The 22854-nt window shown below is 50.4% G+C and carries 21 protein-coding genes and 1 riboswitch; of the genes, 19 read left to right on the top strand and 2 right to left on the bottom strand.

The window, feature by feature from the left end; genetic code table 11:
* Positions 1 to 35: 35 nt before the first annotated feature.
* Entirely contained in the window at positions 36 to 1151 is a 1116-nt protein-coding gene (gene ytvI / locus PaeBR_RS18470) for a sporulation integral membrane protein YtvI (protein WP_410511978.1), read from the bottom strand.
* 393 nt (positions 1152 to 1544) lie between these two features.
* Between ytvI and PaeBR_RS18465 the strand changes: the two genes are divergently transcribed.
* The 13 genes from PaeBR_RS18465 (at position 1545) to thiH (ending at position 14190) form a co-directional block, all read left to right on the top strand.
* Complete coding sequence (locus PaeBR_RS18465) at positions 1545 to 2657, top strand: citrate/2-methylcitrate synthase (protein WP_410511977.1); 1113 nt, start codon at positions 1545 to 1547, stop codon at positions 2655 to 2657.
* 79 nt (positions 2658 to 2736) lie between these two features.
* Positions 2737 to 4032, top strand: coding sequence for an NADP-dependent isocitrate dehydrogenase (gene icd / locus PaeBR_RS18460; RefSeq protein WP_410511976.1), 1296 nt, complete (start codon positions 2737 to 2739; stop codon positions 4030 to 4032).
* Positions 4033 to 4050: 18 nt separating this feature from the next.
* Positions 4051 to 4992, top strand: a complete 942-nt coding sequence (gene mdh, locus PaeBR_RS18455; RefSeq protein WP_410511975.1) for a malate dehydrogenase — start codon at positions 4051 to 4053, stop codon at positions 4990 to 4992.
* A gap of 649 nt (positions 4993 to 5641) precedes the next feature.
* On the top strand, positions 5642 to 6073 hold the full coding sequence (locus PaeBR_RS18450; RefSeq protein ID WP_410511974.1) for a hypothetical protein: 432 nt from the start codon (positions 5642 to 5644) through the stop codon (positions 6071 to 6073).
* A gap of 364 nt (positions 6074 to 6437) precedes the next feature.
* Positions 6438 to 7307, top strand: a complete 870-nt coding sequence (locus tag PaeBR_RS18445) for an SDR family oxidoreductase (protein WP_410511973.1) — start codon at positions 6438 to 6440, stop codon at positions 7305 to 7307.
* Positions 7308 to 7523: 216 nt separating this feature from the next.
* The gene (locus PaeBR_RS18440; protein ID WP_410511972.1) at positions 7524 to 8117 is read left to right on the top strand and encodes a TetR/AcrR family transcriptional regulator; all 594 of its coding nucleotides are present in this window, start codon (positions 7524 to 7526) and stop codon (positions 8115 to 8117) included.
* Between the two features lie 26 nt (positions 8118 to 8143).
* The gene (locus PaeBR_RS18435; protein ID WP_410511971.1) at positions 8144 to 8605 is read left to right on the top strand and encodes a DUF2269 family protein; all 462 of its coding nucleotides are present in this window, start codon (positions 8144 to 8146) and stop codon (positions 8603 to 8605) included.
* 14 nt (positions 8606 to 8619) lie between these two features.
* Positions 8620 to 9054 (top strand): DoxX family protein, encoded by a 435-nt coding sequence (locus PaeBR_RS18430; RefSeq protein WP_410511970.1) that lies wholly within the window; start codon positions 8620 to 8622, stop codon positions 9052 to 9054.
* A 525-nt stretch (positions 9055 to 9579) separates the two neighbouring features.
* Entirely contained in the window at positions 9580 to 11019 is a 1440-nt protein-coding gene (locus PaeBR_RS18425; protein ID WP_410511969.1) for a transposase, read from the top strand.
* Positions 11020 to 11110: 91 nt separating this feature from the next.
* Positions 11111 to 11215, top strand: a riboswitch (TPP riboswitch).
* 121 nt (positions 11216 to 11336) lie between these two features.
* The gene (locus PaeBR_RS18420; RefSeq protein ID WP_410511968.1) at positions 11337 to 11945 is read left to right on the top strand and encodes a thiamine phosphate synthase; all 609 of its coding nucleotides are present in this window, start codon (positions 11337 to 11339) and stop codon (positions 11943 to 11945) included.
* Between the two features lie 30 nt (positions 11946 to 11975).
* The gene (gene thiS / locus PaeBR_RS18415; protein WP_410511967.1) at positions 11976 to 12179 is read left to right on the top strand and encodes a sulfur carrier protein ThiS; all 204 of its coding nucleotides are present in this window, start codon (positions 11976 to 11978) and stop codon (positions 12177 to 12179) included.
* A gap of 84 nt (positions 12180 to 12263) precedes the next feature.
* On the top strand, positions 12264 to 13031 hold the full coding sequence (locus tag PaeBR_RS18410) for a thiazole synthase (protein WP_410511966.1): 768 nt from the start codon (positions 12264 to 12266) through the stop codon (positions 13029 to 13031).
* A 31-nt stretch (positions 13032 to 13062) separates the two neighbouring features.
* Positions 13063 to 14190, top strand: coding sequence for a 2-iminoacetate synthase ThiH (thiH, locus tag PaeBR_RS18405; RefSeq protein WP_410511965.1), 1128 nt, complete (start codon positions 13063 to 13065; stop codon positions 14188 to 14190).
* A 60-nt stretch (positions 14191 to 14250) separates the two neighbouring features.
* Here the strand turns inward: thiH and PaeBR_RS18400 are convergent, their stop codons facing one another.
* Entirely contained in the window at positions 14251 to 15261 is a 1011-nt protein-coding gene (locus PaeBR_RS18400) for a MerR family transcriptional regulator (protein ID WP_410511964.1), read from the bottom strand.
* A gap of 94 nt (positions 15262 to 15355) precedes the next feature.
* On the opposite strand from PaeBR_RS18400, the gene PaeBR_RS18395 reads away from it, so the two are divergent.
* The 6 genes from PaeBR_RS18395 to phoU all read left to right on the top strand — a co-directional run bounded on the left by PaeBR_RS18395 (position 15356) and on the right by phoU (position 22530).
* A complete protein-coding gene (locus PaeBR_RS18395) occupies positions 15356 to 16648 on the top strand; it encodes an amidohydrolase (protein ID WP_410511963.1) in 1293 nt (430 codons plus the stop codon).
* Between the two features lie 69 nt (positions 16649 to 16717).
* On the top strand, positions 16718 to 18259 hold the full coding sequence (locus tag PaeBR_RS18390) for a fumarate hydratase (RefSeq protein ID WP_410511962.1): 1542 nt from the start codon (positions 16718 to 16720) through the stop codon (positions 18257 to 18259).
* Positions 18260 to 18291: 32 nt separating this feature from the next.
* Positions 18292 to 20088, top strand: coding sequence for a two-component system histidine kinase PnpS (pnpS, locus tag PaeBR_RS18385; protein WP_410511961.1), 1797 nt, complete (start codon positions 18292 to 18294; stop codon positions 20086 to 20088).
* Between the two features lie 93 nt (positions 20089 to 20181).
* The gene (locus PaeBR_RS18380) at positions 20182 to 20910 is read left to right on the top strand and encodes a response regulator transcription factor (RefSeq protein ID WP_410511960.1); all 729 of its coding nucleotides are present in this window, start codon (positions 20182 to 20184) and stop codon (positions 20908 to 20910) included.
* A 129-nt stretch (positions 20911 to 21039) separates the two neighbouring features.
* On the top strand, positions 21040 to 21795 hold the full coding sequence (pstB, locus tag PaeBR_RS18375; RefSeq protein ID WP_410511959.1) for a phosphate ABC transporter ATP-binding protein PstB: 756 nt from the start codon (positions 21040 to 21042) through the stop codon (positions 21793 to 21795).
* Positions 21796 to 21870: 75 nt separating this feature from the next.
* Entirely contained in the window at positions 21871 to 22530 is a 660-nt protein-coding gene (gene phoU / locus PaeBR_RS18370) for a phosphate signaling complex protein PhoU (RefSeq protein WP_410511958.1), read from the top strand.
* The last annotated feature ends 324 nt before the right edge of the window (positions 22531 to 22854 follow it).

The following is a 22854-nucleotide window of genomic DNA, read 5'->3' as shown; positions in this document are numbered from 1 at the left end:
TGTGTATAATGATTTCCCGGTTGGCAAGCCTGACTCTATCGCAGTCTTCCGCTGACAATATAGTTGTGCAGCCCCCTGAAGACACCTGCCCGCTTGAAGGCATCGAGTATTACCAAAATAACGGGACCGATAATAAGCCCCAGCACCCCGCAGATCTGCAGTCCCACGAACATGCCGATCAGCATGGCAAGCGGGTCCAGTCCGATACTGCTTGCCAATACCTTCGGCTCCAGCACCTGGCGTACGATGAGAATGATAGCGAACAGCACGGACAGGCCGACACCCAGCGCCAAATCCCCGGTCATATAAGAATAAGCAGCCCACGGAAGCATAACGATGCCGACCCCCAGATAGGGCAGCAAATCCACAAAACCGATCATCAGCCCGATAGCAAAGGCTGACTTCACTCCCAGCAGCAGCAGGCCGATGACCACAATTACGGCTGTTATGGAGATGAGAATCATTTGGGCACGCAGATAGCCGAAAAGCGCTTTGCGCAAATCGCGCCAGATATCGAAGAGGGGCCTAATGAACGGTTCCGGCAGCCAGCCGGTCAGCTTCTCGTTGTGCCGCTCCCAGCCGATGCTGAGGAAGAACGCCGCCAGCACCACCACGATAAGAACAGTACCCATACTCGGGAGAGCGGAAATCAGCTTAAGGAGGGTGTTGAAAAAGCCGGTTACCAGCTGCGTTACGGCATATCCGACGGTTTCTGTCGTTCTGCTGATATTGCTGTCAATGGTGGCATGATAATCCGGATTCTCACGGTAAAATTGGTTGATTTGGTTAATCATATTTTGTATGCTGGCATTCCGGCTCCAGGTTAGCAGCAGCTCGCGCCACTGATCGCTATGAAGGTGAAGCGTTTGGGTCAGCACAATCAATTCCTTGACGAGACGTGTAACCAGAGCAGTTAATACAAGTGCTGTTCCCCCGATATAAAACAGCAGTGACAGGATCACAGCGAGCCAACCCGGAAGCTTGAGCTGCTTCAGCGCCAGCACCAGCGGGTGCATCACGTAAGCCAGCAGCCAGGCGAGCAACAGGGGATACAGAAGCGGCAGCAATACATAGAGAGCCACCAGCAAGGCGAGGGCAGCCAGAACGACAAAAAGGCCGCGCAGCAGTCTTTTCAATATCAGACGGTCCATGCCGGATTCTCCTTTCAAAGCCGTTTCCTGAGCGGGACAAATGCTCGTCTTATGTATATTCGCAGTTGAAATATTAAGACTAATAGATACGGATAAAACAGTATTTTGGAGCCTTGTTTATACACTGAAAGCGCAATCATGAAACGGCTTTTTAGAAGTTTTTTTCTATCTCTCCGATAAAATCATTTGATGCCGGATAAAGCTTCCACGTTGTTCACATAACCGTCAAAATCCGGTATGATGATTAAAGGTTATATCCGCAAGCCAGTTTGTACCTCGTGAACAAATGTGCTTCAGCCCGCTTTTTTAAAATTGTAATATTTCAAATTGTAAATGTTTTCATGGATGAAAGATTGGCTTTTTAAACCCCTGTTGGTAAAGGAGAGATAGAATATGACAGTTACTAAAGGCCTGGAAGGCATCGTTGCAACCACTTCCTCCATCAGCTCCATTGTGGATGGCGTGCTGACTTACCGCGGTTATGATATTGATGATCTTGCGGAGAATGCCAGCTTTGAAGAGACGGCTTATTTGCTATGGTTCGGCAGCCTGCCGACTGCTGCCGAGCTTGGCGCCCTGCAGCGTGATCTTAGCGCATTCGCTCCCATTCCGGAGCCGGTCATTGAACAAATGAAGCTGTACCCAAAAGAAGCCAATACGATGGCTGCGCTGCGGAGCGCCGTATCGAGTCTCGCCTTGTATGATAATGCTGCAGACGATATGAGCATTGAGGCCAATGAAGTCAAAGCAGTGAAGCTGCAGGCACAGCTGCCGACGGTTGTAGCCGCGCTGGCACGCATCCGTAAGGGTTTGGAGCCTGTGGCTCCTAAGGAAGGCGCATCCATCGCCGAGAACTTCCTGTATATGCTGTGGGGGAAGCAGCCTGATGCCGTGTCCGTAAAGGCTCTTGATGCTGCGCTCGTTCTGCATGCTGATCATGAGCTTAATGCGTCCACTTTTGCCGGCCGTGTGACGGTAGCGACGCTGTCCGATATTTATTCCGGTGTTACTTCTGCTATAGGCGCTCTGAAAGGACCCCTGCATGGCGGCGCGAATGAAGCCGTGATGAAGATGCTGGAGGAGATTGGAAGTCTGGAAGCGGTTGAGCCGTATGTCCAAGGGAAGCTGGAACGCCGTGAGAAAATTATGGGCTTCGGACACCGTGTCTATAAGAATGGCGATCCGCGCGCGAAGCATTTGATGAAGATGTCGCTGGAACTTGGTACAATGAAAGGCGACACTACTCTGTATGACATGTCTGTGAAGATCGAAGAACTGATCACAAGGCAAAAGGGCCTCAAGCCGAATGTCGATTTCTACTCGGCCTCCGTGTATACTCAGCTGGGGATCGACCGTGAACTGTTCACGCCAATTTTTGCGATCAGCCGGGTATCGGGATGGACAGCGCATATTTTGGAACAGTATGGGGACAACCGGATTATTCGCCCGCGTGCAGAATACACAGGCCTTGTGGAACAGAAATACGTTCCGGTCGAAGAGAGATAGAGAGTTTTACAGGATTCATTTGGGTAGGAGAACTGACTAAGCCTTTGCGCCACTAAATTTTGAGGAGGAACACACACAAATGTTGAAATTGGAAAAATACGATCTGCCGACAGAAGGCGAACAAATTACAATCGAGAACGGTAAGCTGCAGGTTCCTAATCATCCGATTATTCCTTTTATCGAGGGTGACGGCACGGGCCGTGACATATGGAAAGCCTCCAAGCGGGTGCTGGATGCTGCGGTTGACAAAGCATATGGCGGCACCAAGCAAATTGCCTGGTACGAAGTGTTTGCCGGCGAGAAGGCCTTCAATACATATGGTGAATGGCTGCCAAATGATACGCTGGAAGCAATTCGTGAGTATTTTGTCGCTATCAAGGGCCCGCTGACGACTCCGATCGGGGGCGGTATCCGCTCCCTGAATGTGGCGCTGCGCCAGGAGCTGGATTTGTACGTCTGTCTGCGTCCTGTACGTTATTTCGAAGGGGTGCCTTCGCCGGTGAAACGTCCGGATCTGGTGGACATGGTTATTTTCCGGGAGAACACAGAGGATATTTATGCCGGAATTGAATATCAGGAAGGTACAGCTGAAGTGAAGAAGGTGCTTGAGTTCCTGCAGAATGAAATGGGTGTTAACAAAATCCGTTTCCCGGAAACCTCAGGTATCGGCATTAAGCCCGTCTCGGAAGAAGGCTCAAAGCGGCTTGTGCGCTCTGCTGTGGAATATGCGATCAAGCACGGACGCAAGAGCGTTACGCTTGTGCATAAGGGCAACATTATGAAGTTCACTGAAGGAGCCTTCAAGAACTGGGGCTATGAAGTGGCCGAGCAGGAATTCGGAGATAAAGTATTTACTTGGAACGAGTATGACGCAATTAAGGATCGCGACGGCGAAGCTGCAGCGAATGCGGCACAGAAGGATGCGCTGGACTCCGGCAAAATCCTCATCAAGGATGCAATTGCAGATATCGCCTTGCAGCAGGTATTGACCCGTCCGACTGATTTTGACGTCATCGCTACGCTGAACCTTAACGGAGACTACCTGTCCGATGCGCTTGCAGCCCAAATCGGCGGCATCGGCATTGCTCCGGGAGCAAACATTAACTATGTTACCGGTCATGCCATTTTTGAGGCGACTCATGGTACAGCTCCGAAATACGCGGATAAAGACGTTGTGAACCCGGGTTCGGTTATCCTGTCCGGTGTAATGCTGCTGGAACATTTGGGCTGGCAGGAAGCTGCTGATCTGATATACAAAGGCATGAGCACAGCAATCAATAACAAGACAGTTACTTACGACTTCGCCCGCCAGATGGAAGGCGCAACGGAATTGAAATGCTCGGCATTTGCCGACGAAATTATCAGCCATCTGTAACTTATAGGAGGACTAATCGTGGCCATCAAACGTAATAAAATTACAGTCGTGGGTGCCGGTTTTACCGGCGCCACCACGGCGCTTATGTTAGCCCAGAAGGAACTCGGAAACGTAGTGTTGATTGATATTCCCCAGTTGGAGAACCCTACCAAAGGTAAGGCGCTCGATATGATGGAAGCGAGTCCGGTACAAAAGTTCGACAGTACGATTACAGGAACCTCGAACTATGAGGATGCAGCAGACTCCGATATCGTAATTATTACGGCAGGCGTAGCCCGCAAGCCGGGAATGAGCCGCGATGATCTGGTCAACACCAATGCGGGCATTGTGAAATCGGTATGTGAGAACGTGAAGCGTGTTGCTCCCGAATCCATTGTCATTATTTTGAGCAATCCGGTAGATGCCATGACTTACGTAGCCTATAACACACTGGGCTTTCCGAAGAACCGTGTCATCGGACAGTCAGGCGTACTGGACACAGCCCGTTATTGTACGTTTATCGCTCAGGAGCTTAATGTGTCTGTGGAGGATATTCGCGGCTTTGTACTCGGCGGCCATGGCGATGATATGGTTCCGCTTGTACGTTATTCCAGCGTCGGCGGCATTCCAATCGATACGCTGATCCCGGCGGAACGCATCGCTGAAATTGTGCAGCGTACCCGGGTCGGCGGCGGTGAAATCGTGAATCTGCTGGGGAACGGCAGTGCTTACTATGCGCCGGCTGCATCGCTGGTGCAGATGACGGAAGCGATCCTGAAGGACAAGAAACGGATTATTCCGGTTATAGCCTTACTGGAAGGTGAATACGGCTACGACGGTTTGTTCATGGGTGTTCCGACGCTCCTCGGTGCGAACGGAATCGAGAAGATTTTCGAGCTTGAGCTGACGGGCGAGGAGAAAGCGGCTTTGGATAAATCCGCTGAATCTGTGCGGGCCGTTACTTCCGTAGTAACTGTGTAAGGAAAGTTCTCTTAAAAAGGTTAAAAAGGGGCTCAACACCAAAATCAGTACTTGAAATGTTCTGCGAGCAAAACAAAGGGGAAAAACTCCCTCTAATTTTGCTCGCAGAAGGATATTTCAGTAATTATAGGGAGTTAATCCCTTTAATTTTGTTCACAGCAGGATATTTCAGTAATTGTAGGGAGTTAATCCCTCTAATTTTGTTCACAGCAGGATATTTCAGTAATTATAGGGAGTTAATCCCTCTAATTTCCCCGGTTAGGATCTCCAGGGGTGCTTTGGAAATAATAGAGGGGGGAATTCCCTCTATTTTCAAAATAACAAGGAATTGGACAAAATCAGAGGGAAATTTTCCCTTTCATTCTGTCATATCTCCATCTCACTGGCTCTTTCCCTTGCACGGCGAGGGGTTGTACCGGAAACCAGACGCATGTTAAAGCGGGCTTAGGAATGGAGGTAATAACCGTGGGCGGTTTTCGGCTGGAAAGCAAGAACTGATTTTGAGTTAGAGCCTAAAAAGGATCATCATAATATAGAAATCCCCATTTTATAAGTATAGAATGGGGATTTCTTTTCTTCACACTGCTTTATGGGGTATAATGAAGTGTAATTGTAATTTATATCACAGTATAAGCTGAGGAGGTATGTTATGGGACGCGTTTTCTTTTTCTTACATATGATTGGGACATTGGCGGTCGGTTTCTATTTGGTTCTGCCCTTTATTATCGGCAGTGCGCAGAAGCTTTCGATACCGGCGAGAGAGGGTACTCTGAGCGCAGTCGGCGGCCTGAATCGTTTTGCCCAGTATGGACTTGTCATTCAGTTCCTTACTGGAGGGTACATGATGACACAGGGGGATGACGGGTATTCAGTGGCGTGGATGGTCATCGTGGTCGTTCTGCTGCTGGCGATGTTCGCTCTTGGCGGAATCATGAGTAAGCCGCTGCGTCTGGCTGCATCCGGTTTACGTGAGAACCGCGATGTATCGGGACACATGGGCAAGCTGCGCTCCTTAAGCTCACTGCTGGCCGTCACCCTGCTGCTGATGGTATTTTTCATGGTGTATAACCAGATTATATAACGGATAGAGCGAGATTACCCCGGCTAATGCTGCCGGGGTAATTTTTTGTGTTTAGGTTGAAATAAAAAAAGACAATGGGCGAGGAGTAACGAAGGGGAAGTTTGGAACTGGAGGAGCGTCAGCGATCGCCTTTGTCTCCGGATTTCATCCGCAAATAGCGGTAAAATCAAAGGAATTCTTACGACAACAGCGGCCGGAAGTCCAAACATTCCCCGTAGTTACGGCTGAAGTACCTTTCTCTTTGTTTGAATTCCCGCTCTATGTGGTAATTAACATAGCGTAAAGTGAGTATAAATCGAAACTCTTGAGCCATCCTAAGACTTTAGTGTCAAATCCCATTGCACAGCGAGAGGAGATTAAGATGATGACAAGCAGTAACGAGACAAAGAAAACCTTACCACCGCAGGAGCAGCACCATCAGCCAGGCATTGAAAGTGAAATGAAGCCGCGTCCCAAGTATGAACCGGCAAATTATAAGGCAGCGGGCAAGCTGCTGGGCAAAGCAGCGCTTATTACCGGAGGCGATAGCGGAATCGGTCGTGCGGTAGCCGTTCTTTTTGCCAAAGAGGGTGCGGATGTAGTGATTTCCTACCTCAATGAGCACAAGGACGCAGAGGAAACGAAACGCCAGGTTGAACAGGAAGGCCGCAAATGCGTCCTGATCTCCGGCGATATTGGCGTGGAAGCGTTCTGTCAGGATCTCATAAATAAAACGGTAGAAGGCCTTGGCAAGCTTGATATTCTAATTAACAATGCCGCGGAACAGCATCCGCAGAAAAATATTGAGGACATTACATCCGAGCAGCTGGAGCGCACCTTCCGGACGAATATATTCTCGATGTTCTATTTGACGAAGGCAGCGATGCCGCATTTAAAAGAAGGCTCTACCATCATCAACACGACTTCGATTACGGCCTATCGTGGCAGCCCTTCGCTGCTGGATTATTCGTCCACCAAGGGAGCGATTCTCAGCTTCACCCGCTCGCTTTCAACAAATCTGGCTGAAAAAGGCATTCGGGTGAACGCCGTTGCCCCAGGCCCCATCTGGACGCCGCTTATTCCTTCTACCTTTGATGCGAAGCAGGTAAGCGAGTTCGGGGCTACACAGCCGATGAAGCGCCCGGGTCAACCGGAGGAGCTGGCACCTGCCTACGTATATCTGGCATCTGACGATTCTACCTATGTAACCGGACAAGTTATTCATGTGAACGGCGGCGAGGTCGTCAACGGCTAAACTAATCGTTTCTACAATATTTTTAGAACAACACAACGATATCGCCCTTTGGTAAAATGGAAGTGTCGAAGCAACCATTTTAAAAGGGCGATTTCTGATTCGAGGGTAACCGCTTCTGATAAATAATGAAATGAGATATAATAATTCCTATTTACAAACCGATGGTCGGTATATATAATGATCGTATAGGTTGCAAACGAACACGGAGGGATTACTTTGAAGCAAGAGGAACGCAGACAGCAAACAACCCAACTGCTGCTTGATTCGACCAAAGAGCTGATACGGGAAAAAGGGTGTCACTCTGTCACAATGAAGGACATCATGGATAAATCGGGATTGTCAAAGGGCGCTATCTTTCATTACGTGAAGAGCAAGGACGAGATCTTTGCCTGGGTGTTGCAGGAGCGGCTCGAAGAGACAAACGAAGGTTTTATGAACGAAGTGGAACAAGGCGGAAAAACGTTCGATGGACCCATGCAGAAGATCATTGACAGTCTTCCGGTGCTGGAAGATGCTCAGGACGTGACGAACAAGGTGCTGATGTATTTACTTGGAAAGGAAGATCAGCCTATGGTTGCGGAAGCGCTCAAGCAGTATTATGAGCAGTCTGTGCATTTATCCAAGCAGTGGATTTTGACCGGCCAACGGCACGGGGTTATTCCAGAATCGGTTGATATGGACAAAACAGCCGAAATGTTCGTTCTGCTATCACTCGGTTTGCGCGTCCGCTCCTCTATTCCTTTTGCTCTGGCTTCTTTCAATACCCAAGATTATTCGTCGTTTATGGTCAATATTTTAAAATCCCGATAAATAGAGGAAGAAAGGAAGAGTGTATCATGAACTTGTGGTTAACGTTGCATCTAGTTGGAGTCGTAGTATTCGTAGGAAATATCATTACGGCGGCATTTTGGAAGGTTCGGGCGGATTTGCTGAAAAATCCGGCCATCATTCACAGCACGGTAAAAAACGTCATGCTTGCCGATTATGTGTTTACGCTCCCGGGTCTAGTGATCATCATTGTCTCGGGTATTGTGATGGCCATACAGGCGAAAATGCCGCTGTCGGGGCTGAATTGGCTTACGATGTCGCTGATTTTGTTTGCCGTCACCGGCGTGATCTGGTTAGCCGTTCTTATTCCGCTGCAGCGCGGAATGATCCGCCATAGCGCTCAATGCATCGAAAGCGGGAACATCTCCAAAGATTATCAACAAGTGTCCCGCTATTGGGCCTGCTTCGGCATCGCCGCTACATTGCTGCCGATCGTCATTTTATATCTCATGATAACGAAAAGCTTCTAATCGGAGGGATAAAGATGGTACCTTTTTATGCACTTGTTGTTTCGTTTCTGCTGTTCTGGGTTCTCGGCCTGTTCGGCTGGTCCTATTTCGACGGTTGGCATTCTCCGCTTCAGGGAGCGGTGGCCGTCATGCTGCTGATTACCGCTTCCGCCCACTGGGGAAAAAGACGGCCTGACCTCATCCGGATGGTCCCGGTGGCTTTTCCGAAGCCAGATTGGATCGTGACGGCCACCGGGTGGTTGGAAATTGCGGGAGCCGTCGGTATTCTGTTCCCCGCTACCTCCCGCGCGGCTTCCGTCTGCTTGGCGGTTCTGCTGGTGGCCATGTTCCCCGCCAATGTGCGGGCAGCCCGGGAAAGATTAACTATCGGCGGGAAACCTACGCCTAGGCTGCTTGTCCGAACATTGCTGCAGCTCGTGTTTCTCGCGGCGGTCCTCTTTGCGGGTTAAGTCCGTGGCTTGTTCATGTCTACATGACCAATTCCCCTGACATCTACTTAAAAAAAGAGCATGTCCATGACCTGTATTCCCTAAACGCTGGCCATTCGAGATCTTATTTAAAACGTGGAAATCCATCTTCCATATTGCCATTTTGTATCTTAAAAGAATATTTTCTTTCTCTACATGATGCCATGAAAAAACAAGCTTCGACCTGCTGCCTAGAAATTTGAAATTTCATTTGGATCAAGTGACGAACTGTAGCATCTGTTCCTTTTCTTTGTTCTTAACTTGATGGGCATGGGGACAGCCCCTTATTTATGAAATCTTTTCGTTTTGTGAGTCCATGGTTATTTTCTAAATACCTCTATTAATACTGGACAGTCAAAAGTTCTTGTCGAAAAATCGTAACATAGAAAAATAACCCAATCAGACGATGGTATGGTATCCTTTTAGTTCTCACACAGAAAGGAGATCCAATCGCTAAATGGGTTACGACAAAAAGTGTACCTCATTTCCGAGCGATTGACCATACCTATGCTCAAATACGTGAATGAACTTTTACTTCCCTTCCGTTCGTGCTTCTCCAGACAAGCCACTTTCGAGTGGTTCGTTGTTTTGGTCATCGGCTTTATGCTGCGCTCCGACCATCTGGGCGTGACTTCTGTGATTCGGGACCTCTCCCTGAATGGCGGCTGCTATGAGACGCTCATTCACTTCTTCCGTTCTTCGGCTTGGTCTCCGTCATCCTTACGGCGGATGTGGCTTCAGGTCGTTCGCCAGTCTGCGCCCCTGCTGGTGATTCAGGATCGCGTGGTACTCGTCGGCGATGGCATGAAGCAAGCCAAGGAAGGTCGCCGGATGCCGGGCGTCAAGAAGCTCCATCAGGAATCCGAAAACGTCTCCAAGGGCAATTATATTTTCGGTCACCTGTTTGGGGCCATCGGCATTCTGGTCGGCGATTCCCGGAAATGGTTCTGCTTGCCCTTGTTCATGAATCTGCAAGACGGCGTCCAGACCATCCTGGGCTGGAAGAAAGCGGACAACGAGCCGGAGCCGCCTTCCCACGTCGTTCAGATGATTGAACAAGGGTTCGAGGCTGCGAAAGGCTTCGGTCAAGCGCTGTTGCTCTTGGATCGTTACTTCTTGTCGGTTCCGGCCTTGAAGCGGTTGCAGGCGTGCCATCTCGCCTCCGAAGCCCGGATGCATCTGGTGACGAAAGCCAAATCCAACGTGGTGGCCTATGAACGCCCTGCGGCCAAGAAGCCAGGACGTGGCCGACCGGCGAAAAAAGGCAAGGCGGTCAAACTGAAGGAGTGGTTCACGACTCGCGCTGCCGATTTTCAAACCGCCACCGTTCCCCTGTATGGCAAAGAAGAGAAGGTGCAATTTCTATGCCTGGATCTGCTTTGGGGACAGGGCTTGTATCAGGAATTGCGCTTTGTGCTGGTGGTGCATCAGGGCCGCCCCTCCATTTTGGTCAGTACCGATCTGACCTTAGCTGCCACAGACATCATCCGCTTGTATGGCTATCGCTTCAAGATCGAGTGTACGTTTCGGGAAATGAAGCAGGTCATCGGCGCCTTCGGCTACCGCTTCTGGAGCAAGTCCATGCCGAAGCTGAACCGGTTTCTGAAAAAAGAGGAAGCTCACCCACTCAAAGCGGTAAAGGACGAACAAGACCGGCAGCGAATTCAGCGGACGCTTCAGGCGATCGAGGGATTCGTGATGTGCCAGTGCATCGCGATGGGATTGCTGCAGCTGGTTAGCCTGCATTTTTCAGGCCGGACGCCGGGGCTGTTTTTCCGCTATCTGCGTACGCCGTCCCATGCCGTGGTGTCTGAGGCTACCGTTGCCGCTTATTTACGCAAGTCTATTTTTCGCTTGTTTGTGCAAAATCCGCACTTATCCATAACGAAAATAATTAAATCCAAGCAGGAGAACACTCATGTTGAGCACGATTCTCTGGCTTCTTAAAGTTGTAGAACTTTTCACTGTCCAGTATTAATAGATGTTTTATAAGGTATATTATGCTAATATAAAGTTCATTAGCAGCAATTACATATTTTATTGACACTAGGGGTGCCGAAAGGCTGAGACGGACGTATGCGGGTCCGGACCCTTTGAACCTGATCTGGTTTATACCAGCGGAGGGAAGTGGAGAACGAATGACTGTAACCAGGCTTCCCTTAGCCTTATTCCTTTACAGATTCCGACTGCCCTCCTTCGCGGGGGCAGTTTTTTTGCGTTAAAGAGGAGTCTAGACAGATGTATCGACAGAAAGAAGGTTGAGTATGGCGCAAGCCGAAATCCATTTGATCTCAGACGGAAAGCTCCCGTTATCCCAATTCATTGAAAAGGCGGCGGCTGTACACTCCCTGCTGGATTTTATTCATCTGCGGGAAAAGCATCGCTCAGCCCGGGAGCTTCTGGCAGCGGCGGAGTCCATGCTGAAGGCAGGCATCCCGGCGGCCAAGCTAATCATTAACGACCGGATTGATGTTGCCTTGGCGGCTGGGGCTGTCGGTGTACAACTGGCCTGGCACAGTCTTGATCCTGCCGCCGCCCGAATGCTGGCACCTCGCCTTCGCCTGGGAAGGTCAATCCACTCGCCGGAGGAGGCAGCAGAAGCAGCTGCTCAGGGAGCCGATTATTGCCTGTTTGGACATGTGTATCCCTCGGCCAGCAAGCCGGGACAGCCTGAGCGCGGACTGGAAATGCTGGCTGAGGCTGTCCGGTACAGCCGCGTCCCGGTAATTGCCATAGGCGGGATCGAGCCTGATCATGCAGCCCGGATCATAAAGAACGGGGCAGCAGGCATAGCGGTGATGTCCGGCATATGCGGTGCTGCAGATCCTTTGTCTGCTGCAAAAGCCTATCGGGCTTCGATTCAAGCGATTTAAGCATTCCACAGGCAAAGGAGGTGAGTATGGATGAAGCTGATTATTAACGGGACTCCAGGTGATTATTCCGATACCTGCAGAACGTTGGATCATTTGGTCAGCAGTTCCGAGTGGTCCCGGCGAATGATCATTGTTGAGCTCAACGGGGAGTTTGTCAGCAAGGAAAATTATGGGGAGACACATCTCTCTGATGGTGACCGTATTGAAATTGTACACTTTGTAGGCGGAGGCTGACACTGACATCTTCATTTGTTGATTTAATCTTACTGTTCGATCAGGTTTTTGAATTGAAAAAAGGTATTCAAGGAGGCTGATTTTATGATAGACCCTTTACTAATCGGCGGTACCGCCTTATCCAGCCGGCTGTTCATTGGAACCGGCAAATACAGCCGCAATACGCTAATCCCGGAAGTCATTGCTCGCTCCGGCTCAGAGGTTATTACGGTAGCACTTCGACGGGTGGACACGGCTGGGGGAGAAGAGAATATCATGAACCATATTCCGTCCCATATGACGCTGCTTCCCAATACTTCCGGTGCGCGTACGGCGGAGGAAGCCGTGCGCATCGCCAGACTCGCAAGAGCCGCCGGCCTGGGAAACTGGGTCAAAATCGAGGTCATTAACGACCAGAAATATTTGCTTCCGGACAATCTGGAGACGATCCGTGCTACGGAAATCCTGGCTGCCGAAGGCTTTGTTGTACTCCCGTATATGAGCCCGGATCTATCGGCCGCTCTGCGTTTAAGAGATGCGGGTGCAGCTGCCGTGATGCCGCTTGGAGCACCGATTGGTACGAATCGCGGCCTTAGAACCAAAGAATTGGTGCGAATCCTCATTGAAGAAGTGAACCTTCCCATTATCGTAGACGCCGGTATCGGCAGGCCCTCCGAAGCGGCGGAAGCCATGGAAATGGGTGCTGCTGCAGTACTGCTGAATACAGCAATAGCAACGGCCCGTGACCCGCTGGGAATGGCGGAAGCCTTCCGTGATGCTGTCACGGCGGGCCGCAAGGCGTATCTGGCCGGGCTCGGTCCGGTAGAAGAAGCAGCTATTGCATCTTCACCTTTGACAGGCTTTTTGGGCTGATCCGGGTGACATCAGGAATGGGGGATTAACCATGAGTTTTTATGAAACGCTGACCCGCTTGGAGCAGTATCCATATGAAAGTCTGTGGAAGGGGTACGGGGCGGAGGATGTGAAGCGGGCACTGGGTAAGGATAGGCTGGACGAAGCGGATTTGCTGGCGCTGCTCTCTTCGGCCGCCGAACCTTTTCTGGAGCAGATGGCACAGAAAGCGCAGCGGATTACCCGTTCGCATTTCGGACACGCGATGCAGCTGTTCACACCGATGTATCTGGCCGATTTCTGTGTGAATCACTGCACCTATTGCAGCTTCAGCTCTATCTACGACTTTCCGCGCAAGAAACTGTCACTGGAGGAGGTCAGAAGGGAGGCAGAGACGATTGCCGCCACGGGCTTGCGCCATATTCTGATTTTGACCGGGGAATCCCGCCGGGATAATCCTGTTTCTTATATCAAGGACTGTGTGGAGGTGCTTCGTGAATACTTCTCCTCGGTCAGTATTGAAATCAACCCTCTTGCAACTGCTGAATATGAGGAACTGCTTCAGGCGGGTGTGGACGGATTAACTCTTTATCAGGAAGTTTATCACCAGGAAACTTATCAGGAGCTGCATGTTAAGGGTCCAAAAAGAAATTACCGCAACCGGATCGATGCTCCTGAACGCGGTTGCCAGGCCGGATTCCGTGCGGTTAACATCGGCGCCCTGCTCGGTATGCATGACTGGCGGCAGGAGGCATTCCTGAGTGCGATGCATGCCCGGTATCTGCAGGACTGTTATCCGGACTGCGAGATCAGCTTGTCTCCTCCACGCTTTCGTCCTTACCTGGGAGAGTTCAATCCGGAGTGCGACGTATCCGACCGCACATTGGTGCAGATTATTTTGGCGTACCGTTTGTTTTTGCCGAGATCAGGTATTACGCTGTCCACCAGAGAGCCTGCCGGTCTCCGCGATCATCTGATTCATCTGGGCATCACCAAGATGTCAGCGGGCGTATCTACTGAAGTAGGCGGACATACGAGCGAAGGCGGTACCCCGCAATTTGAAATTTCAGACAGCCGGAGTGTGCGGGAAATTACAGAGATGCTGTATACGAATGGCTTGCAGCCGGTATTCAAGGACTGGGATATATTAACGGAGCCAGACGCTCACTCTGCCTTATAAGGGTTAAAAACCCCTCTCGAAATCGTAAAAACGATTTTGGGAGGGGTTTGTCTTTTCAACTCACCTGATCGGCACTGCATACACGATATGAAGCAGCTCATTAATCCTTTGATGTTTCGTAATATACCCCATATTTTCAAATAAGGTAAGGAGGCCGGTTAAGGAACCATATTGCTCATCCGTACCTGCTCCATTGGCATATACAGCAGCCGCTTCCTCATCGGCCAGCATTAAATCGGTAATGCAAATTCGTCCGTGAGGTTTCAGTACCCGGCGCATTTCCTCGATGGCGAGCATTTTCTGGTTCTCTGAAAGGTGATGGAAGGCGAAGGTGGATACGGCAAAATCAAACCGGCCATCCATATAGGGCAGTGCCAGGAAATTGCCCAGCTTCGTTTCCAAGGCCGGGAATTTCAGGCGGCATTGCTTAAGCATCTCCTTGGACTGATCGACACCGGCCATAGCTGCGCCGAGTGCCATCAGCCTGCCTGCTAAATTACCGGTTCCTGTACCGATGTCGAGACCCTTTTCCCCGCTGATCGGCGCCAGCCATTGGACAGTCAGTCCAAGTGCGGCCTCATAATCCTTGTATTCCGAAGTTTCCTTCGATACATATTCATCATGAATACCTGCACGCATGTCAAAGTTCCATTTATCCTGCCAGCTGCTGCGGTGCTCCCGCAGTCTCCGTGAGCTTTCGGCAAGCGCGTAGATGTCGTCAATCGGCAGCGCCTTCTGCTTTTTAACCATATCGATCATATAGTCGGTTGTATCAATGACATGCTTGAGTTCCACCCACTTCCCGAACAGAACGGAGCGCTGAAGCTCCAGGTAGTATTGCAGCTCCTCATGGTCCTGCCCTTCCATTTCAAGCAGCGCCTTCCGGATATCCTCCACCGGCATGCCCGCTTCGCGGAGAGAAATAATCGTCTGCAGCCTCCAGATTTCTTTTTCACTAAAGTCGCGGTATGTATTATCCCTTTTGGAGGGGGAGATCAGGCCTTTTTCCTCGTAAAAGCGGATCGCTCTGGCCGAAATTTTGAGCTTATCCGCAGCCTCTTTGATCTTCATGTCATCACCTTTCCAGGAATCTCTATTGACCTTCTCCTAACGGGAGGGTTTACCCTTGTGTAGTTCAATCACATATACATTTGGAGGTATAGCTATGAAAATTCGGATTAAGAACGTAACCATTCTCACTATGAAGGAGCAAGATGAGGCACCTATTTTAGGTGATATTTTGATTAATGGAGATATCATCTCGGAAATCGGCCCGGAAATCAATACTCCGGCGGATGAGATTATCGATGGAAGTGGTATGGTCGCAATGCCGGGACTGATCAATGCCCATCAGCATACGCCAATGAGCCTGCTGCGTGGATTCTCGGACGACCTGAAGCTCATGGATTGGCTGGAAAAGAAAATGCTGCCCGCAGAGGAACGGATGACTCCCGAGGACATTTATTGGGGTGCGAAGCTGTCCATGGCTGAAATGATCCGGTCGGGGACGACTGCTTTTGCCGATATGTACATTCATATGAATGAGATTGCCGCTGCTGTACAAGAAACCGGGATGAGGGCTTCGCTTACCAGAGGGCTCGTTTTTATGGAGGAGGACGGGGGGCGCCGGTTATCTGAAGCTCTGGATTTGATTGAAGCCTGGACCGGAGGAGCAGAAGGGAGGATTACGACCATGCTCGGTCCGCACTCTCCGTATCTATGTCCGCCGGAGCCGCTAAGAGAGGTTATTACACTTGCGGAAAAGAGAAATATCCCCGTTCACATCCATTTGGCGGAGACGAAGGAAGAGGTCGTCCAGATTCGCGATAAGTATAATATGACTCCAACCGAATATTTATACCATAATGGCTTGTTTGAGAAGAGCCATGTACTTCTTGCACACTGTGTGCATTTGAACCGCAGAGATGTGGGCTTATTGCAGGGAATGCGCGGCGGAGTATCCCACAATCCGGTCAGCAACCTGAAGCTGGGCTGCGGAATTGCGCCTGTATCCCGGATGATGGAGCTGGGAATTACCGTGGGATTAGGAACGGATGGGGCAGGCAGTGCAACTACGGTGGATATGTTCGAAGGGATTAAAGCCGCTGCCTGGCTGCAAAAGGTGGATTACGGCGACCCCACCCGGCTTTCGGCGCACCAGGCTCTCCTAATGGCGACTGTGGAGAGCGCAAAGCTGCTGAATATTGGCCATGAAACGGGAACTCTTGAAATAGGGAAAAAAGCCGACCTGATCTTGATCGACCTGAACAAGCCTCATTTACAGCCCGCTCATAATCTCACTTCTCTCCTTGCTTATAGCGCCAATGGCGGGGATGTAGATACAACCATCGTTAATGGAAAAATACTGATGAGGAACCGCCAGCTCCTGACTATAGATGAAGAGGAATTATTCCGTGAGGTCTCTGTTCGTTCAAAACGGATCGTGGAAGGTATTTAAGTATGATATTATAATAAATAATTAAAGAATATTGAGACAACCTGGGACTGAAGGGGAGCTGAGAAGAGGATGCAGCATTTTGAAGACAGCATTTATAACCTTATCGTGGAGACCTCTACAAATTTACCTGGCGATGTACGCCGTGCAGTTGCCAAAGGGCGCGCGCTTGAAGATATGGCAACCCGCTCGGGACTGGCGCTGACTACCATTGCACAGAATATCGGTATGGCAGAGCTTCAGGTCTCACCGATCTGTCAGGACACCGGCATGCCGACATTTATTATTCACACTCCTGTGGGAGCCAATCAAATTGAAATGAAGAAGGCGATTCACAGCGCGATCTCCCGGGCGACGAAAAACGGCAAGCTGCGTCCCAATTCCGTCGATTCGCTAACCGGCGAGAACAGCGGGGATAATCTGGGCGCAGGTACGCCGGTCATTCATTTTGAACAGTGGGAAGAGGAAGGTATAGATGTACGGCTTATTCTTAAGGGCGGCGGCTGTGAAAATAAAAATATTCAGTACAGCCTTCCGGCTGAGCTGGAAGGCCTGGGTAAAGCCGGCCGTGATCTCGACGGCATCCGCAAATGTATCCTGCATTCTGTCTATCAGGCGCAGGGCCAAGGCTGCAGCGCCGGCTTTATCGGTGTCGGCATCGGTGGAGACCGCACAACTGGTTACGAGCTGGCCAAGAAACAGCTGTTCCGCAAGGTAGACGATGTGAATCCGGTTGATGACCTGCAGAAGCTGGAAGATTACGTTATGGAGAACGCCAACAAGCTGGGCATCGGAACGATGGGGTTCGGCGGTGAGGTCACGCTGCTGGGCTGTAAGATCGGCGTTATGAACCGGCTGCCGGCCAGTTTTTTCGTATCCGTTGCTTATAACTGCTGGGCATACCGCCGCCAGGGAGTGCTGATCGATCCCTCGACAGGAACGATTCAGGATTGGCTGTATGAGAGCGGAACAGGCATTTCTGTGGAGGGAGGAGCCGAGCCTGCTGCAGGCGATAACAAGGTAACGGGCGAGTCGCGTGAGGTTCGCCTCACTACACCGATCAGCGAGGACGATATTCGCAGCTTGCGCGTGGGAGATGTTGTAATTCTGTCTGGAGAGATGCATACTGGACGCGATGCGCTGCATAAATATTTGATCGACCACGAGTCCCCGGTTGACCTGAATGGTGCGGTTATCTATCACTGCGGCCCGGTTATGCTGAAGGACGAAGAGGGCTGGCATGTGAAGGCAGCCGGACCTACAACGAGTATCCGGGAAGAGCCTTATCAAGGGGATATCATTAAGAAATTCGGCATTCGCGCCGTTATCGGCAAAGGCGGCATGGGACCCAAGACGCTGCAGGCTCTCCAGGAGCACGGGGGTGTATACCTTAACGCGATCGGCGGGGCAGCGCAGTATTATGCGGAATGCATCAAGAAGGTAAACGCTGTTGATTTCATGGAATTTGGCATACCCGAGGCGATGTGGCACCTGGAGGTTGACGGGTTTGCCGCCATTGTTACGATGGATGCCCACGGCAACAGTCTGCATGCCGATGTAGAGAAGGATTCTGCGGCTAAGCTGACCCAATTTCGGGAGCCCGTGTTCAAGTAAGAATTATGAAAACAGGAAGAGGCAGGAGTTCAATGAGACCGTTTCGGATTCGTCTTACTTTTATACTAATGTTCCTGATCGGCATTTCCATGTTGGGTGCCGGCTTTACGATGGCTCAACTGTTCAAGGATTCCCATATCGTCGCCCTGGAAGAGAACATGTCCCGGGAAATAAATGTGCTGGAAGGGACACTTCAGTTTCAGGATATGAATGCTCCTGATGCGTATACTTACTATACTGGGCAGGCCGAGAAAATAGCAAAGCTGACGAATTCACGGGTGACTTTCATCACGAAGGACGGGCGGGTCATTGGGGACTCCGAGAAGGACCCGCTGCTAATGGACAACCACTCGAACCGGGAGGAGGAACGGATTGCCGCCAAGGAAGGTATTGGCAGAGCTATTCGGTATAGCGATACCTTGAAACGGGAAATGCTCTACGTTGCCGCCACCGTCACTTCAGAACAGGGCTTCGACGGATATATCCGTCTCTCCATGGGACTTGATGCTGTGGACAAAGGCTTAAACCGCGCGTGGTTGTATATGGCTGGCGGTCTGGTGCTGCTGTTCATCGCGGCTACTCTGGTCAGCTATAAGGTGGCATCCAGCATGACGTCGCCCCTGGAGCAGATTACCCGGGTAGCCCGCCGAATTACAGATCTCGACTATGATGCCCGGGTGAATATGAAGCGTAAGGATGAAATAGGCCAGCTCGCTGCGGCGATCAATGTTATGGCGGACAGCCTGCAGGCCCAGCTAAAGACGATTCGCGATAACGAGGATCTTTTGCAGAGTGTACTTGATAACATGACTGGCGGTATTCTCATGGTCAGTGCCGAGGGGGAGGTAGCCCTTCTGAACCGCGCGGCAGAGAAAATGCTGGACGTGGACAACAGTGATATGGCCGGCCGGTCTTTCCTTGAATTAAAACGTCATTATGAGCTTACCCGGCTGGTGGAGGAGGGGCTTTCCCGTAAGGAGGCCATTCATGAGGAACGGAGTATTTATAATCCGGGAGAGCGCATTATAAGGCTTGATGGAGTTCCAATGACACAGGATGGTTCGTACCGGGGAATGCTGTTTCTTCTCCAGGAAGTAACGGAAATCCGCCGTCTGGAAAAAATGCGCAGCGAGTTCGTCGCCAACGTCTCTCATGAATTGAAAACACCGGTTGCAGCCGTTAAAGGCTTTGCCGAAACCCTGCTTGGCGGGGGGGTTACCGATGAGAAGATGGCCCGTTCCTTTTTGCAGATTATTTATGATGAGAACGAGCGTCTGAACCGTCTGATCGGCGATATCCTGGAATTATCCAAGATTGAATCCAAACGTACGCCTTTAGTATGTTCACCCGTTCATCTGTCCGCATTTTTCGACTCGATGCTGGAGACGATGAGCAAAGTGGCCGAGAAGAAGAATATCAGCCTCAGTGCCAAGGTGCCGGAGGAGTTGTTCATGGAGGGCGATGAGGATAAGCTGCGCCAGATCTTTATGAATCTGCTCTCCAATGCCATTAATTATACGCATGAGGGCGGCAGTGTCAGAGTATCGGCTGTAAATAAGCAGAATTACGACGGAACGGAAAGCGTCATTTTCACAGTAAGCGATACGGGAATGGGTATCCCCCGCAAAGATCTGCCGCGTATTTTCGAGCGCTTTTACCGGGTCGATAAGGCCCGTTCAAGGAGCTCCGGGGGTACAGGACTTGGGCTTTCCATCGTCAAGCATCTCGTTGAACTGCACCGGGGCGTCATTTCGGTACAGAGCAATCTCGGGATCGGAAGCTCGTTTATTCTGGAGCTGCCGCTGCTGCAGGAGGAAGAAGGGGTATAATGAATACATTTATTAAAAAATCGTGCTTTTTTACACCGCGTTGACAATCCGATGATATGATGGGCATATTCTATTATGAAGACGGGGGAAACTATGGCACAACGATTACTTGTCATTGAAGACGAACCGACGCTGGCCCGACTGCTGTCGTATAATTTAACACAGGAAGGTTACGAGGTGACGGTTGAGGATCATGGGACGGCTGGATATGACCGTGCTGTTAGAGAGCCGTTTGATTTAATTGTACTGGATCTGATGCTTCCGGGCATGAATGGGATCGATATTCTGGATAAATTGCGTGGACAAGGTATCCGTACACCTGTGATCGTACTTACGGCCAAAAACGCGGAGGAGGATGTAGTCCGGGGGCTGAAATCCGGCGCTGATGATTATATCACCAAGCCTTTTGGCGTGTCAGAGCTGCTGGCCCGGGTGAGCGCTGTGCTGCGCCGCATTTCTGGTCTGGCCGAGGAGGCTCCTGTGGAACATGAGGTGTCGGCCTCCACGATTATTTTGGGGCAGCTGGAGATTTATCCAGAGCGCTATGAGGTCTCGCTGGGAGGGCAGAGTATTAACCTTCGCCCGAAGGAATTCGAGGTACTGCTCTATTTGGCCCGTAAACCAGGCGTAGTATTAACACGCGATGATCTTATGAATGCCGTATGGGGCTTTGACTATATCGGAGGGCAGCGAACCGTGGATGTTCATGTCAGCTCACTCCGCAAAAAGCTGGAGCTTGATCCCGAATCGGTCCATATCGACTCCATCCGCGGCGTAGGCTACAAGCTGGTTGTTAAGAAAAAGAGAGCTCCGGTCACTTAAATGACAGGGGTTTTTTGTTCCACAAATTACAAATGATTTTACAATGCGCTAACAATTCTCGCCAACTGCATTTACACTAAAAGCTTATCATTGGGAACGGAAGATGATGAGAAGGAGACGCAAACACAAATGAAATCCATCATTGACATAGAGAAGCTTGATCTCTACTATGAATCGTTTCACGCGCTGAAAAGCGTTGATCTGCAAGTTCCTGAAAAAGCGGTTACCGCATTTATCGGGCCGTCCGGCTGTGGAAAGTCCACCTTGCTGCGTACTTTGAACCGTATGAATGATATGATTCCGGGGACGCGCATCGAAGGGACTGTCAGCATCAGCGGCAGAAATATTTATGATGACGGGGTAGAAGTGGAAAGCCTGCGCAAGCAGGTTGGCATGGTATTCCAGCAGCCCAATCCCTTTCCGAAATCCATCTATGACAATGTGGCGTATGGTCCACGTCTGCACGGTGTTCGTTCCAAAAGCGAGCTGGACGACCTGGTGGAGCAAAGTCTGCGGCAGTCTGCCCTGTGGGAGGAAGTCAAGGACTTCCTGAAGAAATCCGCCCTTAGCTTGTCCGGTGGACAGCAGCAGCGTCTTTGTATTGCCAGAGCATTGGCGGTGCAGCCGGACATCCTGCTCATGGACGAGGCAACCTCTGCTCTCGATCCGGTATCCACACTTAAAATTGAAGAATTGGTTCAGGAGTTAAAAAGTAAATATACGATCGTTATGGTTACACATAACATGCATCAGGCTGCCCGTGTGTCGGGACGCACTGTATTTTTCCTGAATGGTGTAATTGTAGAAGCGGCAGATACAGAGCTGCTGTTCTCCAATCCCAAGGACTCCCGCACTGAGGATTATATTTCCGGACGTTTTGGCTGAGTTAGACCTGTCAAGGCCAGGACTACCCTGAACCTGACTAGTTGACCATATGATTTGAGGAGGATCGCTCTATTTATGATTCGCAGAAAAGAATTCGATAAAGACCTCGAAGAGCTGCGCTCTCTTTTGCAGCAGATGGGTGAGCATGTAACAGACGCCCTTGAAGGTGCTGTACTGTCACTTCAAAACCTCGATACAGCACGTGCTCAGGAAATTGTAAAAGCAGATATCCGGCTTAACGCTATGGAAGAGAAAATCATGGACATCGGTTCGCGGTTGATCGTGACGCAGCAGCCGGTTGCGAAGGATTTACGCCGTATTCTCGTGGCCTTCAAAATCTCAAGCGATCTGGAACGCATGGGAGATCTGGCTCTGGATGTAGCTAAAGTGACAATGCGTATTCAAGGACAGCAGCTGATCAAGCCGCTCGTCGATATTCCGCGTATGGCTGACATTGTAAGAGTCATGACCACCGAAGCGATCCTTTCCTATCTGGATGAGAACACTGATCTGGCTTACAAAATGGCACAGGACGACGATCAGGTTGACCACTTGTACAGTGCGATGATCAATGAACTGTACGCATACATGGTTGAGAAGCCGGACTCCGTATCCCAGGCGATGCTGCTTACGCTTGTCGGCCGTTATATTGAACGAATTGCCGACCATGCGACGAATATCGGAGAGAGCGTTGTGTACCTGGTTACAGGAAAACGCCCGGATTTGAATCAGTAAACGCGAAGTTAATGTGATTGGTGTTATATAAAAGAAAGAAGAAGGGCTGTTCCATAAGTAGAATTTTCTACGAATGAGACGGCCTTACTTCGTTTTGATGACTCCCAAAATCAGAAAAGTGGCAAGCCTCCGGGTTATTGGAGGCTTGCCATTTGGCATTTTTGATCCGTTGTTTCCGGATTTTTACCACTAAAGGTAAATTAAAAAAATCTGGAGACAACAGCGATTGTAGCAACGGTCCGTTCGCGTAGCGTCCGCCCAAAACGCCCACCTATATACTGCTCTCAACGAGCCGGGTTCTGTTTTGCCGGAGGCATATGTTAA

This window comes from Paenibacillus sp. BR2-3 (assembly GCF_046529485.1).
Classification (GTDB): Bacteria; Bacillota; Bacilli; order Paenibacillales; family Paenibacillaceae; genus Paenibacillus_AQ.
Note: the sequence above shows the minus strand (reverse complement) of the source record. Positions and strands in the feature narration are given on the sequence as shown.

What these genes read in the sequence shown, in the direction of transcription:
- ytvI (WP_410511978.1), bottom strand. Translation starts at nt 1,151, where the DNA reads ATGGACCGTCTGATATTGAAAAGACTGCTGCGCGGCCTTTTTGTCGTT.
- PaeBR_RS18465 (WP_410511977.1), top strand. Translation starts at nt 1,545, where the DNA reads ATGACAGTTACTAAAGGCCTGGAAGGCATCGTTGCAACCACTTCCTCC.
- icd (WP_410511976.1), top strand. Translation starts at nt 2,737, where the DNA reads ATGTTGAAATTGGAAAAATACGATCTGCCGACAGAAGGCGAACAAATT.
- PaeBR_RS18450 (WP_410511974.1), top strand. Translation starts at nt 5,642, where the DNA reads ATGGGACGCGTTTTCTTTTTCTTACATATGATTGGGACATTGGCGGTC.
- PaeBR_RS18445 (WP_410511973.1), top strand. Translation starts at nt 6,438, where the DNA reads ATGACAAGCAGTAACGAGACAAAGAAAACCTTACCACCGCAGGAGCAG.
- PaeBR_RS18435 (WP_410511971.1), top strand. Translation starts at nt 8,144, where the DNA reads ATGAACTTGTGGTTAACGTTGCATCTAGTTGGAGTCGTAGTATTCGTA.
- PaeBR_RS18430 (WP_410511970.1), top strand. Translation starts at nt 8,620, where the DNA reads ATGGTACCTTTTTATGCACTTGTTGTTTCGTTTCTGCTGTTCTGGGTT.
- PaeBR_RS18425 (WP_410511969.1), top strand. Translation starts at nt 9,580, where the DNA reads ATGCTCAAATACGTGAATGAACTTTTACTTCCCTTCCGTTCGTGCTTC.
- PaeBR_RS18420 (WP_410511968.1), top strand. Translation starts at nt 11,337, where the DNA reads ATGGCGCAAGCCGAAATCCATTTGATCTCAGACGGAAAGCTCCCGTTA.
- thiS (WP_410511967.1), top strand. Translation starts at nt 11,976, where the DNA reads ATGAAGCTGATTATTAACGGGACTCCAGGTGATTATTCCGATACCTGC.
- PaeBR_RS18410 (WP_410511966.1), top strand. Translation starts at nt 12,264, where the DNA reads ATGATAGACCCTTTACTAATCGGCGGTACCGCCTTATCCAGCCGGCTG.
- thiH (WP_410511965.1), top strand. Translation starts at nt 13,063, where the DNA reads ATGAGTTTTTATGAAACGCTGACCCGCTTGGAGCAGTATCCATATGAA.
- PaeBR_RS18400 (WP_410511964.1), bottom strand. Translation starts at nt 15,261, where the DNA reads ATGAAGATCAAAGAGGCTGCGGATAAGCTCAAAATTTCGGCCAGAGCG.
- PaeBR_RS18395 (WP_410511963.1), top strand. Translation starts at nt 15,356, where the DNA reads ATGAAAATTCGGATTAAGAACGTAACCATTCTCACTATGAAGGAGCAA.
- PaeBR_RS18390 (WP_410511962.1), top strand. Translation starts at nt 16,718, where the DNA reads ATGCAGCATTTTGAAGACAGCATTTATAACCTTATCGTGGAGACCTCT.
- pnpS (WP_410511961.1), top strand. Translation starts at nt 18,292, where the DNA reads ATGAGACCGTTTCGGATTCGTCTTACTTTTATACTAATGTTCCTGATC.
- PaeBR_RS18380 (WP_410511960.1), top strand. Translation starts at nt 20,182, where the DNA reads ATGGCACAACGATTACTTGTCATTGAAGACGAACCGACGCTGGCCCGA.
- pstB (WP_410511959.1), top strand. Translation starts at nt 21,040, where the DNA reads ATGAAATCCATCATTGACATAGAGAAGCTTGATCTCTACTATGAATCG.
- phoU (WP_410511958.1), top strand. Translation starts at nt 21,871, where the DNA reads ATGATTCGCAGAAAAGAATTCGATAAAGACCTCGAAGAGCTGCGCTCT.